Raw genomic sequence first — 14,396 nt, 5'->3', positions numbered from 1 at the left:
AGCTCATGGATGCCCGGGTGTTCGAGGCGCTCAGCGTAGAGACGTTACCAGCGCGGCTCGGCGGCAATACCGCCTTGCGCGAGCGGATCGGCGATGACAGCAACGGCTGGAAAGTCAGCGAGATCGGCGACGGCAATCTCAATCTGGTTTTCATCGTCAAGGGCGACAAGGGCACCGCGATCGTCAAGCAGGCGCTTCCCTATGTGCGTCTTGTCGGCGAGCAATGGCCTTTGCCGCTGAAGCGCTCGTTCTTCGAATATCATGCGCTGACCCGCCAGGCGCAGCGCGATCCGGGCATGGTGCCGGCGGTGTACTTCTTCGACGCCGAACAGGCGATGATCGTGATGGAGTATCTCAGCCCCCACGTCATCCTGCGCCACGCGCTCATCGAAGGGCGGCGGCTGCCCAGGATCGGTCGCGACCTCGGGCTGTTCACCGCACGCACCCTGTTCCGGGGATCCGACCTGTGCATGCCGACCCTGGACAAGAAAGCGGATGTCGCGCTGTTTTCGGACAATGGCGCGTTGTGCGACATCACCGAAAGTCTGGTCTTCTCCGATCCCTATATCGAAGCGCCGATGAACCGGCACACCGCGCCGCAACTCGACGGACTGGTCGAGGAGTTGCGCCGCGATCGCGATCTGAAGGTCGAGGCGCAGCGCATGAAGCATCTGTTTTCCGCCAAGGCGGAGACGCTGTGCCATGGCGACCTGCATTCCGGCTCGGTGATGGTGTCGGACGACGATACCCGTGTCATCGACCCGGAATTTGCCTTCTATGGTCCGATCAGCTTCGACGTCGGCATGCTGCTCGCCAATTTCTGGATGAGCTATTTCTCGCAGGCCGGCCATGAGCAGACGCCCGGCGAGCGCGATTCGATGCGGGCCTACCTGCTCGGTACGGTCGACGCCGTGTGGGCCACATTCTGCGCCGAATTTTCCCGGCTGTGGCAGAGCGAACGCAACGGCATTCTCTATCAGACCAGCCTGTTCGAGCAGCGCGGCGATGTGCTGGGCGCCGAGCAGGCGCTGGTGCGCGTGCTCGACGATATCCATCACGAGATGCTCGGCTTTGCCGGCGTCGAGATCCTGCGTCGTATTCTCGGGCTTGCCCACAACGCCGATTTCGAAACCATCGCCGATCCCGACCGCCGCGCGGTGTGCGAAAGTAAGGCCTTGAAACTCGGGCGGCATCTCACCGTCAACCGCGAGCGCATCCCCGGTCTCGCCGCAGTCCACGGCACCATCGAACGGCTGTACAGGGAGACGATTTCGTGAAAGTCGGAGAGCGCCACTACCAAACGATCTGGCTCGACGCTGACGGCCGTTCGGTCGAGATCATCGATCAGCGCTGGCTGCCCCATGAATTCCGCACCGTCACGCTGCGCACGGTGACCGATGTCGCAACCGCGATCCGCGACATGTGGGTCCGCGGCGCGCCGCTGATCGGCGTCACCGCCGCCTATGGCATGGCCATCGCCATGGCCGACGATCCGTCCGACGCGAATCTCGACGCGACATGGGACGTTCTCCACGAAACGCGGCCGACAGCCATCAATCTGCGTTGGGCGCTCGACGCGATGCGCGGCTTCCTGCGGCCGCTCCGCCCCGATGAGCGCGCCGACGCTGCGTATCGGCGCGCCGCCGAAATCGCCCAGGAAGATGTGCAGCTCAACCGGTCCATCGGCGCCAACGGCCTGAAGATCATTCGCGAGATCGCGAAGCGCAAGGCGCCGGGACAGCCGGTGAACATACTGACCCATTGCAATGCCGGATGGCTGGCCACCGTCGACTACGGCACCGCGACCGCGCCGATCTACATGGCGACCGAAGAAGGCATTGCGGTTCATGTCTATGTCGATGAAACGCGCCCGCGCAACCAGGGCGCTCGGCTGACGGCCTGGGAGCTCAACGGACACGGCGTGCCGCATACCTTGATCGTCGACAATGCAGGCGGGCACCTGATGCAGCACGGCAAGGTCGACATGGTGATCGTCGGCACCGACCGCACCACGGCGAACGGCGACGTGTGCAACAAGATCGGCACCTATCTGAAGGCACTCGCGGCGTCCGACAACGGCGTGCCGTTCTATGTGGCGCTGCCCTCGCCGACCATCGACTGGACCCTGCGCGACGGGATCAAGGAGATTCCGATCGAGGAACGGGCGAGCGACGAGGTGACGTTCGTGCAGGGCCGCAGCGCCGACGGATCCATCGCCCGAGTGCGCATCTCGCCGGAGGGAAGCCCGGCTGCCAATCCGGCCTTCGACGTCACACCCGCGCGACTGATCACCGGCCTGATTACCGAGCGCGGCGTGGTCAACCCTTCGCACGAAAGCCTGATCGCGCTGTTTCCGGAACATGCCGACAGCGTCGACCATCCGGTCACGCCGATGACCCAGACCGACGGCAGCGTTCGCCCCAGACAGCACGCCTTTTCCGCCAAGCCCCGGAGCTAGACCACAGGATCCGGAGGTGGAGCATAGACCTTGACCGCCACAGACGACCGCACCCTGCGCACGCAAGTCCTGGCGACCTGCCGGCGGATGAACGAGACCGGCATCAATCAGGGCACATCGGGAAACATCTCGGTCCGCAACGACCGGGGCTTCCTGATCACGCCGACGTCGCTGCCCTACGACATCATGCAGGAGGAAGATCTGGTCCAGATGTTCTTCGACGGCACCCATGAGGGCAAGCGCCGTCCGTCGTCGGAATGGCGCTTCCACCGTGATATCCTGACGGCGCGCGCGGATATCGATTGCGTGCTGCATTGCCATTCCGTCTATGCGACGACGCTGGCATGCCACCACAGGACCATTCCGAGCTTCCACTACATGATCGCCGTTGCCGGCGGCACGACGATCCGTTGCGCACCCTATGCGACGTTCGGCACGCAGGAGCTCTCGGATGCGGCGCTGGTGGCGCTTGATGGCCGCCTCGCCTGCCTGCTCGGCCAGCATGGCCAGATCTCGCTTGGCAAGTCCCTGGCCTCAGCCCTGGCGCTCGCCGTCGAGGTCGAAACGCTGTCGCGCCTGTATGTGCAAGCCCTCACGCTGGGCGAGCCGCCGGTCCTGAGCGACGAGGAAATGGCGCGCGTCGCCCTGCAAATGAAGACCATGTCCTACGGCAAGGCCGAATAGGCGCCCCGATCCGGAGGCGCGCCCCCCGGCGCAATTTGCGATTGACGGCCTGCCGCGCATTCCGCCATGCGGCAGGAGCCGACGATGCCAGCCCGGCATGCGCTCTGGACCTCGGTCTTTTTTCATCTAGAGTTGGACCCGCGCGGCAGACATCCATATCCGCGGTCGGGGCATCATGCGTAACGGGCACCGGCAGCGGTCATTCAAGGGTAAACAAGTTATGGGAATTGAATCTATTGTCGTCTGGCTTCTGGTCGGCGCCGTCGCCGGCTGGCTGGCGGGCCTGATCGTCACCGGCGGCGGCTTCGGCCTGATCGGCAACATCGTCATCGGCATCATCGGCGCGGTGGTCGCCGGCTGGCTGCTGCCGCAACTCGGCGTCAACCTCGGCAGCGGGATCCTGCGCGCCATCATCAATTCGGCGATCGGCGCGGTGATCGTTCTCGTCGTCCTGTCTCTGATCCGGCGCTGACGCCGTTTCACATGCTCCCTGCGACCGCCTTCCGGCGGTCGTTTCATGTCCAGATGCCGTCACAGCGCGCGACAATAACAGCAAGGCAAAGTCTCGATGAAATTCACCGGCACCAAGAACTACGTCGCCACCGACGATCTCAAGATCGCGGTCAATGCCGCCATCGTGCTGGAGCGGCCGCTGCTGGTGAAGGGCGAGCCGGGCACCGGCAAGACCGTGCTGGCGGAGGAAGTGGCGAAAGCGCTCGGCGCGCCGCTGCTGACCTGGCACATCAAGTCGACCACCAAGGCGCAGCAGGGCCTGTATGAATACGACGCGGTGTCGCGGCTGCGCGACAGCCAGCTCGGCGATAGCCGCGTCTCCAACATTGCCAACTACATCAAGCGCGGCAAGCTGTGGGAGGCCTTCACCCACGAACAGCGCCCGGTGCTGCTGATCGACGAGATCGACAAGGCCGATATCGAATTCCCCAATGATCTCCTGCTCGAACTCGACCGCATGGAATTTCACGTCTACGAGACCGGCGAGACCATCAAGGCGGCGAAGCGCCCGATCGTGATGATCACCTCCAACAACGAGAAGGAACTGCCCGACGCCTTCCTGCGCCGCTGCTTCTTCCACTACATCAAGTTCCCCGACATCGAGACCATGAACCAGATCGTCGAGGTGCACTTCCCCGGCATCAAGCAGCGCCTGGTCGCCGAAGCCATGCGCATCTTCTTCGAGATCCGCGAGGTGCCCGGCCTGAAGAAGAAGCCCTCGACCTCCGAACTGCTGGACTGGCTCAAGCTGCTGCTCAACGAGGACATGACGCCGGAAATGTTGCGCGAGCGCGACCCGCGAAAACTGATCCCGCCGCTGCACGGCGCGCTCCTGAAGAACGAGCAGGACGTCCACCTGTTCGAGCGGCTGGCGTTTTTGAACAGAAGGGAAGTGTAAGGCGGACAAGCGAGTTGCCTGCGCACGCTTGCTCACACATTCGGCTCTCATCCCCGCGTATGCGGGGATCCAGTAGACACCGGCCGCGCGACTCGATCGCGAACGCCTGAGTTTACTGGATCGCCCGGGCCAGGCGCGCAATTGCGCGCCTGGCCGGGCGATGACAACGCGTAAGGTGGGTAGAGCGCAGGCGCACGGCGCCGGAGCGAAACCCATCATGCATGCCGAAGCGGTGATGGGTTTCGCGGAGTTCATCATCGGGCGCGCTTCGCGCGACCCGTTGGCTCACCCCATCCTACCGCCTATTTCGTCGAGGCTGCCCTGGTTTCCCGGACGCGGTGCGGCACGTTTGTGCCGCTTCGCAGATCCGGGATCCCGGTGTCCGCCTTGAAAGTAACCCGCCCCCGGATCTGCGGCGCAGTGCACTGCGTCCGGGATACGCGCGTCGCAGAACGACGGCGCTACGTAAACTGCCCGGCAAGTTCGCAGCTTTGCCAGTCCTGCTGTTCGAGCCCTTCTTCCGGAATGAAGTAATACAACGTCCCGCCCGGACCCCAATCGGCAAACTCTTCGCCATTTGTGTAGGAGGGAAGCTGGAGCAAAAGGCGGTAATCGTCGGACGGCCTGTCGAGGAGGAAATCCCAGTCGTCGTTTTGCACCAGACGCGGCCAGCCCAGCATGGCGCCAAAATCGCCGGCATAGTCGTAGCCTTCGGGCAAGCCATGCGACTCCAGTGCACTGTAAAATTCTTCATAGGCCGCAAACGCGCAGTCGTCCTTCAGGATGGATTCAACCAGCCTGCTCTTCGGATCCGGCAGTTGCAGAAGCGGGCGGAACAGCAGTTCGGCGCGGGGGAACACGGTCAATGGCAGCATCGGCGGAACGGCCGGCGCGAGCTGCGACGTATCGGGCCAGTGGTACACCGCGCCACCCATTGACGAGAACATGCAGCCGTTGACGGTGTCATGATCGCCGAAAAAGGCGAGCACGCCGGAGGACGGCAACACCTCGGCACCAGGCAGATGACAGATATCGGCGCAATTGATCTGTCCAATAAACAGCATCGGCTCCGTTGCCTCAACCGGCCATGTCCAGCCCGGCGGCGCATGAGGCATGCCACCAAGGCGCGATCCGTGCGGCGGTGCATCGTCCCGCGGCGCCTGCGGCCAAAGTCCCATTGCCGGTCTCAGCAACTGCAGCAGTCGTCGCGGCTGGTCGGGGATCAGTGCAGAGATCCGCCGCTCGATTTCGTCGCGCGCCATACCCGCCGGAGGCGGATGGCGCGCCGGCCAGAAGATCGGATGGTCCGCGGGAAGTGGCGCAATCGGAACGGGCATGGCCAGCGGCGGCGCTGCCAGCATCCGGGCGGCGTTCGCTCCGACTTCGCCGCCGACGCTGCTCAGTGCGGTGAGGGTCGTGCGAAAAGCCTGGGGATCGATATCTCGAAATTGCAGCGCCGCCGTATATCGCAGTTCGACGTCCGGATGCTGAAGCAGCGGCATCAGTTGCGACAGCCGCCATCGCTCCGCGCCTTCAAAAGGTCGGCGATCCGGATCCGCTTGTCAAAATGACGGTTTGCGGCGCCAACATGCTCGATTGCAGCATGCGCTCGCACATTGTCGATCCAGGCCTGAACCAGCTCAGTGTCCGAGAGTCCTTGAAGATCGCCCATGACGTTCTCCTAGCCGTCAAGGATTATGAACAAATCGGGAACAACTTCAAGCCAGATCACTTCCTTCGAGGCTTCTGATTTTTCCCTGTATACATAAACAGCCTTTTCAACGGGGCGCTAACGGGTTAAAAGGGTCATAATCAAATTTCAGTATACAATCTGAATTCCGCCTTACGGAGGATACCGCCATGGCCGCAGCCTTCCCCATGAATGCCTGGTACGCCGCCGCTTGGGATGCGGACATCAAGCACGCGCTGTTTCCGCGCACGATCTGCAACAAGCATGTGGTGATGTACCGCAAGGCTGACGGCAGCATCGCCGCGCTGGAAGACGCCTGCTGGCACCGGCTGGTGCCGCTGTCCAAGGGCCGGCTCGAGGGCGACATCGTGGTGTGCGGCTATCACGGGCTGAAGTTCAATCCGCAGGGCCGCTGCACCTTCATGCCATCGCAGGAGACCATCAATCCGTCCGCCTGCGTGCGTTCCTATCCGGTGGCTGAGCGGCACCGCTTCGTCTGGCTGTGGATGGGCGACCCGGCGCTGGCCGATCCCGCTCTGGTGCCCGACATGCACTGGAACAACGATCCGGAATGGGCCGGCGACGGCAAGACCATCCATGTCAAATGCGACTGGCGCCTGGTGATCGACAACCTGATGGACCTCACCCACGAGGCCTTCGTGCACGGCTCCAGCATCGGCCAGGACGACGTCGCCGAAGCGCCGTTCGATGTCAGCCATGGCGACAAGACCGTCACCGTGACGCGCTGGATGAAGAACATTACGCCGCCGCCGTTCTGGGCGGCGCAACTCGGCAAGCCCGGCCCGGTGGACCGCTGGCAGATCATTCATTTCCAGGCGCCGGGCACCGTGAACATCGATGTCGGCGTGGCCCCCGCCGGCACCGGCGCGCCGGAAGGCGACCGCTCGCAGGGCGTGAACGGCTATGTGCTCAACACCATGACGCCGGAGACCGACACCACCTGCCACTACTTCTGGGCCTTCGTGCGCAACCACCGCATCACCGAACAGAAGCTGACCACCGAGATCCGCGAAGGCGTCTCGGCGATCTTCCGCGAGGACGAGATCATCCTCGAAGCGCAGCAAAAGGCCATGGACGAAAACCCGGACCGGGTATTCTACAACCTCAACATCGACGCCGGCGCCATGTGGACACGCAAGGTGATCGAACGCATGGTCGACAAGGAAACCACGCCGCAGCGGCTGCAGGCGGCGGAGTAGGATCATGAGCGAACGCGAGTCCGATCGCTCGGTGTCGCAGACCGTGCGCGCGCAGCCGGCGCTGCGCGACATGATCCTGTCCGGCAGCCTGCGCGCAGGCGAACGTATCAGCGAGTTGCAGGCGGTGGACATCACCGGCGTGTCGCGCACCCCGGTGCGCCTCGCACTGGTGCGGCTGGAGGATGAAGGCCTGCTGCAGGCGATCCCGTCCGGCGGCTTCATGGTGAAGGCGTTTTCCGAGCGCGACATTCTGGATTCGATCGAGCTGCGCGGCACGCTGGAAGGCCTCGCCGCACGCTTCGCCGCCGAACGCGGCGCCAGCGCCCGCAGCCTCGAACCCTTGAAGGAATGCCTCGGCGATCTCGACCAGCCGGTGCGGCAGGACCCGGTCTCGGTGGAAGCGTTCTCGGCCTATGTGACCATGAATGCGCGCTTCCACGCGCTGCTGACGGAGCTATCCGGCAGCGCGCCGGTGATCCGGCAGATCGACCGCGTCGCGGCGATGCCGTTCGCCTCGCCGAGCGCCTTCGTGATGGCGCAATCGACGCTGCCCGAGGCCCACACCATCCTGCTGATCAGCCAGGAGCATCACCGCATCGTGGTGGATGCCATCGAGAACCGCGAGGGCGCGCGCGCCGAAGCGATCATGCGCGAGCACGCCCGCCTCGCGGTGCGCAATCTGCGGCTGGCGCTGCGCAACCGTACCCATCTCGACCTGCTGCCGGCGCTCGCCTTGCTGACGTCAACGACCTCGGACTGACCGGAGACTGCCATGCGCTTTGCCGAACACTGGATGTGGGCCACCGTGGACAGCACCCGCGACGTCACGCCGGGCATTCGCGAGATCGTGCTGCGGCCGGATGCGCCGGTCGCCCCCTGCCCGGTCGGCAGCCACATCAATGTCAGCCTGCTGATCGACGGCCAGCCGCAGACGCGGTCCTACTCACTGGTCGGCGAACGCCGGCCCGACACGCTGCGCATCGCGGTGCGGCTGGCGCCGGACAGCCGCGGCGGCTCCAAGGCGATGTGGGCCTTGCAGCCCGGCGCGCGGCTGGAGATCTCCAGCCCGTCGTCGCTGTTCGACATCGACTGGACGCGCAAAACCTATTGCCTGATCGCCGGCGGCATTGGCATCACCCCGATCATCGGAATTGCCGCGGCGCTTGAGCGCAAGAACATCGACGTGCAACTGCACTATGCGGTGAAGTCGCGTCCCGATGCTGCCTATCTCGACGAGTTGGCCGCGACGCTGGACGATCGCCTGAACGTCCATGCCGGTAGCGAGGGCAAGCGACTGGATTTCGCCACTACTTTTGCCGGACTGCCTGCCGACGCCATCGCCGTGATCTGCGGGCCGATGCGCATGCTGGAAGCGGCGCGCCACGCCTGGAACGAGGCTGGCCGCGCGCCCGCCGATCTGCGCTACGAGACCTTCGGCTCCAGCGGATTGCTACCGACCGCGGAATTCCGCGTCCGCCTCAAGGGCACCGGCTCCGAGATCGTGGTGCCGCAGAACCGCTCGATGCTGGCGGCGCTGAACGAGGCGGGCTTCGAAGTGATGTCGGATTGCGAGCGCGGCGAATGCGGCGTCTGCGCCATCGACGTGCTCGCGGTGGACGGCCAGATCGACCACCGCGACGTGTTCTTCAGCGACCACCAGAAGCACGACAATGCAAAAATCTGCCCCTGCGTGTCGCGCGCGGTCGGCACGGTGACGGTGGATACGCTGTATCGGCCCGACGCCCCGTAGCGCCCCCTCGGCTGTCCGCGCGCAGTGCGGCCAGCAAGGAGATGACGGCGAGCAGCATCACCACCGCGCCGTAGCTGTAGGCGACGTTGGCCAGCCCGATCGACGGGACGGACAGACCGGCGGCCACGGCCGGCAGGCTGAACGCCAGATACGACTGCACATAATAGGTCGACAGCAGCCCGGCGCGCTGATCCGGGTGCGCCGTGGGCAGGAGGCTGCGCAGCGTCCCCGAAAACGTCGCGCCGAAGCCGAAGCCGGCGATCATGGTGCCGCCGAACAGCGCGGCGACCAGATGCTGCTGGATGCCGAGAAGCGTCACCGCGACGCCGAGCACCAGCGTGCTGGTGCCGAACACCACCAGCCGCCGCGCTCGCCAGCCGCGCAGCAAGGCCACCGCCATCGCGCCGCTCAGCATCAGCGCCGATACGACGATGCCGCCGATCCATGGCGAGGCGGCATGCATGGTGGTCGCGACCAGCGTGGGCATCAGCGACAGATAGAATCCGCCCAGCGCCCAGCCCGCGGTATTGGCCGGGGTCAGTCGCAGCAGGACCGGGCGCGACTGCGCGGGCACGCTGAATTGCGGCCGCAGCGACGCCAGCGCACCGGGCTTGCGCGCACCGCTCTCGGGCATGATCCACAACAGCACGGCCATCGCCGCCGTCAGCGCCAGCAGCACTTCGTAGACCATGTGCAGCGGATCGGGGGCCAAGGTCAGCAACAGCACGGCCCCCAGGGATCCCGAGGCTATTCCCAGGAAAGCGGTCAGGCTGTTGAGCAACGGGCCGCGTTCGCGGTCGGAGTCGAGGATCGCGGCGCCGAGTACGGTGGTGCCGATGCCGACGCCGAAACCCTGGACGGTGCGTGCCAGGATCAGATCGCCGAGCCCGCTGGCCTGCGCGAACAGCACCATGGCCGCGGCATTGACCAGCAATGCGGCGAGGATGACCGGCTTGCGCCCGACATAGTCGGACAGTCCGCCCAATGTCAGCAGCGCCGCGAGCAGGCTGATGACGTAAACCGAGAACACCACGGTGATCCAGAACGGCGTCAGCTGCATGGATTCCTGGTACAGCCGATACAGCGGCGTCGGCGCGCTGCTGCCGGCCGAAACCAGCAGCGCCCCGCAGAAACCGTAGACCGTCATGGCCCGCAGCGAGAGCCGGCGCGGCGCGGACGTTGCGGGAGCGGTGCCAGAACCATGTCCCATGCCAGAGGTCTCTTGCATCGCAGGTCCTTAAAGCTATTATGAAGCGTTAGCTATACGCCACCTGCCGCACTAAAGCAAATTCTTTGCGTTAAATATTTCAGCGGCGCGGCTGGCGACGTCAGAGGGGATCACGTGGCGCTGAAGGAACGGATACGGGTGGGGGGCGCAGCGCGCGGATTCAATCTGCGGTGCACGATGCTGTCCACAAGCTCGAGGCGCTGACCACCCGAAACCAGATCACCGTTCCGCAGATTGCCGCCGCGGCGGGCGTCACGCCATCGACGATCTATCGCCGCTGGGGCGACCTGCAGACGCTGCTGGCCGATGTCGCCGTCGCCCGGTTGCGGCCCATTGCCGACCCCGACGACACCGGCGCCATGGTGTCGGATCTGACGGCCTTCATCGAGCAGTACGCCGAAGAGATGTCATCGCCGGTTGGCCGTGCGCTGATCCGCGACGTGTTCTCTTCGGACCAGAGCTTTCCCAGCCAGTGCTGCGGCTTCACCGCGGACCATCTGACCACCCTCGTGGAGCGTGCCAGAGCACGCGGGGAAACGCCGTTCGACATCGACGAGGTGATCGACCACGTGGTCGCGCCGATCGTCTATCACATCCTCTATGGCGACCGCGACGTGACCCCGGACTACTGCCGCGCGCTGCTGGCGCGGCTGCGCTCGCTGCCGGCAGCCTGACACGCCGCACACGACACTTTCGTTTCCCGGACGCGATGCGGCGCTCTTGTGCCGCTTCGCAGATCCGGGACCCCGGTTTCTTCCGCGCACCACGGGGCCGGATCAGCAGCGCACCACGTCGCTTCGCGACGCGTTGCGCAGCATCCGGGGAACGGGGGCGGAGCTACCGCGCTCTCTCGTTCAACTGATAGGTCAGATGCGCCTTCACCGTCGGCCATTCTGACGCGATGATGCTGTAGACCACGGTGTCGCGCAGCGTGCCGTTGGGCGCGATCTGATGGTTGCGCAGGATGCCGTCGAACTTGGCGCCGAGCCGTTCGATCGCCTTGCGCGACTGCTGGTTGAAGAAGTGCGTGCGGAATTCCACCGCGATGCAGTCCAGCTTTTCGAAGGCGTGACCGAGCAGCAGCAGCTTGCACTGGGTGTTGAGCGCGGTGCGCTGGACGCGCTTGGCGTACCAGGTCGAGCCGATCTCGACCCGGCGATTGCCGGCATCGACATTCATGTAGGTGGTCATGCCGGCGACGCCGCCGTCGGCGTCCAACACCGTGAATGGCAGCATCGCGCCCGACGCCTGCAGCGCCAGCCGGCGGTCGATTTCCGCCGGCATTTTCTCCGCGGTGGGAATCGCCGTGTACCAGATCGATGAGAGGTCGCCGATGGCCTCGACCAGGCCATCGCGATGGGCCTGTGCGAGAGGTTCGAGCCGGGCATGAGGGCCAGAGAGCGTTACAGGTTCAAGCCACGGCATCGCGTATCCTTCATTTATTGAGATAGTTCAGCGGCAGTCCGCCGCGCGGCCAGTCCATCGCGATCAATTCGCCCTTGCCCGACAGCGTGATGTAGGCCGTCTTCAGCTCGGGCCCGCCGAATGCGATGTTGGTGGTGACGCGGTCGCCGGTGGGTACCTGTTCCACCAGTTTTCCATCGGGCGCAATCACCGAAATGCAGCCGCTGACCAGGGTTGCGACGCAGACATTGCCGGACGCCTCCACGGCGAGCGAATCGAACATCTGATAGCCGCCGAGACCGGCGATCGGCGTGCCGCGCTCGCCGCGGTAGATGACCTCTGAGGGCTTGACCTCGCCGGGTGCCGACAGATCGAACGCCCACAGCCGCGCCGTCGGCGTCTCCGCCACATAGACGGTCTTCTCGTCCGGCGACAGGCCGATGCCGTTGGCCGGCAACATGCCGAAATGACCCTCGACCACCTCGGTCGCGCCGGGTTTCATGTAATAGAACGCGCCGACATCCATGTCGCGCGGCCGGCGCTTGCCGAGGTCGGTGAACCACAGCCCGCCCTGGCGGTCGAACACCAGATCGTTCGGCCCCTTCAGGGGATGCTCGCCGCATTTGTCGAACAGCGTCTCGACCTTGCCGCTGGCGAGATCGACGCGCTGGATCGAACCGCCGATATATTCGTGGGGCTCGGGCGCGCCGGGCATCATGGTGCCGCGCGACGGATGCCAGCCGAAGCCGCCATTGTTACAGAGATACATCTTGCCGTCCGGCCCGAGCGCCGCGCCGTTGGGACCGCCGGGAATCTTCGCCACCACTTCCTTGCGCCCGTCGGGCCAGACACGCGTCAGCCGCTGCGCGCGGATTTCCACCAGGATCACCGAGCCGTCGGGCATCACGACGGGACCTTCGGGAAAAGCGAGACCGGTGGCGAGCACGCGGATGTTGGGCGTGGACATGGGCATCCTCCTTGTTCTTGTTGTTTGCAGGCGGATACCAGAACGATCCAGCACATGCGGCAGTTGCCTGGCGGCAATGGTATGCAACTCGCCATCCCTTGCCAAGCGAACGGGTAATTTCGCGCGATGGCAATTCCGCACTGCGATGCGCCGCTGCGTCGCTGGCAACGCCCATGCATTCGTGCATACTCGCCCTGCATTTGCGCCGACGGTTCACCATCCGCGAAGACGGAGGGAGCCGCGGTTAAACCTCAGGGAGGACGACAATGCGACACCACGCCAGAACTGGAATGACTGCGACGCTTGCTGCGCTGCTGCTCGGCGCCATGGCGATCTCCGCCCATGCGCAGAAGAAGTACGATATCGGCGCCACCGATACCGAGATCAAGATCGGCAATATCATGCCCTATAGCGGCCCGGCGTCGTCCTATGCCGTCATCGGCAAGACTGAGGCGGCCTATTTCAGGATGATCAACGACAAGGGCGGCATCAACGGTCGCAAGCTCACCTTCATCTCCTATGACGACGGCTACAGCCCGCCGAAGACCGTCGAGCAGGCGCGCAAGCTGGTGGAAAGCGACGAGGTGCTGTTCATCCTCAATCCGCTGGGAACGCCGGGTAACACCGCGATCCAGAAATACATGAACTCCAAGAAGATCCCGCAACTGTTCGTCTCGACCGGCGCCGCCAAATGGGCCGACCCGAAGAACTATCCGTGGACCATGGGCTGGCAGCCGAGCTACCAGGCCGAAGCGCGGATCTACGCGCAATACATCATGGCGAATTATCCGGGCAAGAAGGTTGGCGTGCTCTATGCCAATGACGACTTCGGCAAGGATTATCTCGTCGGGCTGCATGAGGGCTTCGGCAGCAAGGACAAGGACTATATCGTCAGCGAAGTGCCCTACGAGACAAGTTCGCCGACGGTGGACTCGCAGATCGTGCAGATCAAGGCGGCCAATCCCGACGTCTTCATCAACATCGCCACGCCGAAATTTGCAGCACAGGCGATCAAGAAGGTCGGCGAGATGGGCTGGAAGCCGGTCCATATCGTCACCAATGTCTCCGCCTCGGTCGGCGCTGTGATGAAGCCGGCGGGTTACGTGAATTCGCAGGATGTGCTCAGCGCCGCCTACATGAAGGACCCGAAGGATCCGACCTGGAAGAGCGACCCCGCCATGATGGAGTGGAGCGCCTTCATGGATAAATATTTCCCCGAGGGCGACAAGGAAGACGGCGGCACCGTGTTCGGCTACGGCGTCGCGCAGGGCATCGTGCAGGTCCTGAAGCAGTGCGGCGACGATCTCACCCGCGACAACATCATGAAGCAGGCCGCCAGTCTCAACATGGAGATCGGCATCTACCTGCCCGGCACCAAGATCAGGACCAGCCCGACCGACTTCAGCCCGCTCGAACAGTTGCAGATGATGAAGTTCAAGGGTGAGAGCTGGCAGCCGTTCGGACCGCTGATGTCCGGCGAGAAGGCGTCGTAGGGAGCGCGGAAAATAAAGCACGGCCGATATGGTTTCCCTCCCCCGCGCGAAGCGAAGCTTCGCCAGGCGGGGAGGGTCGGCCGAACGAGGC

General features: G+C 64.4%; 13 protein-coding genes and 2 pseudogenes. 10 read left to right on the top strand and 5 right to left on the bottom strand.

From position 1 onward, the window contains the following. Positions 1 to 5 precede the first annotated feature (5 nt). From mtnK to ACUXVA_RS11820, 5 genes and pseudogenes are all read left to right on the top strand, one after another. Positions 6 to 1,277: an S-methyl-5-thioribose kinase gene (mtnK, locus tag ACUXVA_RS11840; RefSeq protein ID WP_445492280.1), complete on the top strand. Its 1,272-nt coding sequence runs from the start codon at positions 6 to 8 to the stop codon at positions 1,275 to 1,277. Further along, a pseudogene (gene mtnA, locus ACUXVA_RS11835) lies at positions 1,274 to 2,359 on the top strand (S-methyl-5-thioribose-1-phosphate isomerase); the annotation flags it as partial. The gene mtnK and the pseudogene mtnA, both read left to right, overlap by 4 nt. A gap of 129 nt (positions 2,360 to 2,488) precedes the next feature. Beyond that, positions 2,489 to 3,142, top strand: a complete 654-nt coding sequence (locus tag ACUXVA_RS11830; RefSeq protein ID WP_445492278.1) for a class II aldolase/adducin family protein — start codon at positions 2,489 to 2,491, stop codon at positions 3,140 to 3,142. Positions 3,143 to 3,362: 220 nt separating this feature from the next. Then, positions 3,363 to 3,614 (top strand): GlsB/YeaQ/YmgE family stress response membrane protein, encoded by a 252-nt coding sequence (locus ACUXVA_RS11825; protein ID WP_265080138.1) that lies wholly within the window; start codon positions 3,363 to 3,365, stop codon positions 3,612 to 3,614. A gap of 96 nt (positions 3,615 to 3,710) precedes the next feature. Then, positions 3,711 to 4,553: an AAA family ATPase gene (locus ACUXVA_RS11820; RefSeq protein ID WP_265080139.1), complete on the top strand. Its 843-nt coding sequence runs from the start codon at positions 3,711 to 3,713 to the stop codon at positions 4,551 to 4,553. Positions 4,554 to 5,014: 461 nt separating this feature from the next. On the opposite strand, the gene ACUXVA_RS11815 is transcribed toward ACUXVA_RS11820, so the two are convergent. Both ACUXVA_RS11815 and ACUXVA_RS11810 read right to left on the bottom strand, forming a co-directional pair. Continuing rightward, complete coding sequence (locus ACUXVA_RS11815; protein WP_445492276.1) at positions 5,015 to 6,055, bottom strand: YwqG family protein; 1,041 nt, start codon at positions 6,053 to 6,055, stop codon at positions 5,015 to 5,017. Further along, positions 6,055 to 6,225 (bottom strand): hypothetical protein, encoded by a 171-nt coding sequence (locus ACUXVA_RS11810; RefSeq protein WP_265080141.1) that lies wholly within the window; start codon positions 6,223 to 6,225, stop codon positions 6,055 to 6,057. The genes ACUXVA_RS11815 and ACUXVA_RS11810 overlap by 1 nt, the downstream gene beginning before the upstream one ends. A gap of 188 nt (positions 6,226 to 6,413) precedes the next feature. Between ACUXVA_RS11810 and ACUXVA_RS11805 the strand changes: the two genes are divergently transcribed. The 3 genes from ACUXVA_RS11805 to ACUXVA_RS11795 are packed head-to-tail and all read left to right on the top strand — an operon-like array spanning position 6,414 to position 9,213. After that, positions 6,414 to 7,463 carry an aromatic ring-hydroxylating dioxygenase subunit alpha gene (locus ACUXVA_RS11805; protein ID WP_265080142.1) on the top strand — a complete coding sequence of 350 codons (1,050 nt, stop codon included), beginning with the start codon at positions 6,414 to 6,416 and terminating at the stop codon, positions 7,461 to 7,463. A gap of 4 nt (positions 7,464 to 7,467) precedes the next feature. Beyond that, complete coding sequence (locus ACUXVA_RS11800; protein ID WP_445492273.1) at positions 7,468 to 8,223, top strand: GntR family transcriptional regulator; 756 nt, start codon at positions 7,468 to 7,470, stop codon at positions 8,221 to 8,223. Positions 8,224 to 8,235: 12 nt separating this feature from the next. Then, a complete protein-coding gene (locus ACUXVA_RS11795; protein ID WP_265080144.1) occupies positions 8,236 to 9,213 on the top strand; it encodes a PDR/VanB family oxidoreductase in 978 nt (325 codons plus the stop codon). On the opposite strand, the gene ACUXVA_RS11790 is transcribed toward ACUXVA_RS11795, so the two are convergent. After that, entirely contained in the window at positions 9,110 to 10,423 is a 1,314-nt protein-coding gene (locus tag ACUXVA_RS11790) for an MFS transporter (RefSeq protein ID WP_445492271.1), read from the bottom strand. The two genes, ACUXVA_RS11795 and ACUXVA_RS11790, sit on opposite strands and share 104 nt — an antisense overlap. Positions 10,424 to 10,555: 132 nt before the next feature. Between ACUXVA_RS11790 and ACUXVA_RS11785 the strand changes: the two are divergent. Next, positions 10,556 to 11,115, top strand: a pseudogene (locus tag ACUXVA_RS11785) (TetR/AcrR family transcriptional regulator C-terminal ligand-binding domain-containing protein). A gap of 163 nt (positions 11,116 to 11,278) precedes the next feature. Here the strand turns inward: ACUXVA_RS11785 and ACUXVA_RS11780 are convergent. Together ACUXVA_RS11780 and ACUXVA_RS11775 are read right to left on the bottom strand one after the other, a co-directional pair. Beyond that, positions 11,279 to 11,866, bottom strand: coding sequence for a GNAT family N-acetyltransferase (locus ACUXVA_RS11780; RefSeq protein ID WP_265080147.1), 588 nt, complete (start codon positions 11,864 to 11,866; stop codon positions 11,279 to 11,281). Positions 11,867 to 11,876: 10 nt separating this feature from the next. After that, positions 11,877 to 12,818: an SMP-30/gluconolactonase/LRE family protein gene (locus tag ACUXVA_RS11775; protein WP_445492268.1), complete on the bottom strand. Its 942-nt coding sequence runs from the start codon at positions 12,816 to 12,818 to the stop codon at positions 11,877 to 11,879. 284 nt (positions 12,819 to 13,102) lie between these two features. Here ACUXVA_RS11775 and ACUXVA_RS11770 point away from each other — a divergent pair, with 284 nt between their 5' ends. Next, on the top strand, positions 13,103 to 14,305 hold the full coding sequence (locus ACUXVA_RS11770; RefSeq protein WP_445492266.1) for an ABC transporter substrate-binding protein: 1,203 nt from the start codon (positions 13,103 to 13,105) through the stop codon (positions 14,303 to 14,305). Positions 14,306 to 14,396: the final 91 nt, after the last annotated feature.

Source organism: Rhodopseudomonas sp. RCAM05734 (genome assembly GCF_052658035.1).
Note: the sequence above shows the minus strand (reverse complement) of the source record. Positions and strands in the feature narration are given on the sequence as shown.

Excerpts from the sequence above, each read along its gene's own strand:
- mtnK (WP_445492280.1), top strand. The coding sequence starts at position 6 with ATGGATGCCCGGGTGTTCGAGGCGCTCAGCGTAGAGACGTTACCAGCG.
- ACUXVA_RS11825 (WP_265080138.1), top strand. The coding sequence starts at position 3,363 with ATGGGAATTGAATCTATTGTCGTCTGGCTTCTGGTCGGCGCCGTCGCC.
- ACUXVA_RS11820 (WP_265080139.1), top strand. The coding sequence starts at position 3,711 with ATGAAATTCACCGGCACCAAGAACTACGTCGCCACCGACGATCTCAAG.
- ACUXVA_RS11815 (WP_445492276.1), bottom strand. The coding sequence starts at position 6,055 with ATGCCGCTGCTTCAGCATCCGGACGTCGAACTGCGATATACGGCGGCG.
- ACUXVA_RS11810 (WP_265080141.1), bottom strand. The coding sequence starts at position 6,225 with ATGGGCGATCTTCAAGGACTCTCGGACACTGAGCTGGTTCAGGCCTGG.
- ACUXVA_RS11805 (WP_265080142.1), top strand. The coding sequence starts at position 6,414 with ATGGCCGCAGCCTTCCCCATGAATGCCTGGTACGCCGCCGCTTGGGAT.
- ACUXVA_RS11800 (WP_445492273.1), top strand. The coding sequence starts at position 7,468 with ATGAGCGAACGCGAGTCCGATCGCTCGGTGTCGCAGACCGTGCGCGCG.
- ACUXVA_RS11795 (WP_265080144.1), top strand. The coding sequence starts at position 8,236 with ATGCGCTTTGCCGAACACTGGATGTGGGCCACCGTGGACAGCACCCGC.
- ACUXVA_RS11790 (WP_445492271.1), bottom strand. The coding sequence starts at position 10,423 with ATGGGACATGGTTCTGGCACCGCTCCCGCAACGTCCGCGCCGCGCCGG.
- ACUXVA_RS11780 (WP_265080147.1), bottom strand. The coding sequence starts at position 11,866 with ATGCCGTGGCTTGAACCTGTAACGCTCTCTGGCCCTCATGCCCGGCTC.
- ACUXVA_RS11775 (WP_445492268.1), bottom strand. The coding sequence starts at position 12,818 with ATGCCCATGTCCACGCCCAACATCCGCGTGCTCGCCACCGGTCTCGCT.
- ACUXVA_RS11770 (WP_445492266.1), top strand. The coding sequence starts at position 13,103 with ATGACTGCGACGCTTGCTGCGCTGCTGCTCGGCGCCATGGCGATCTCC.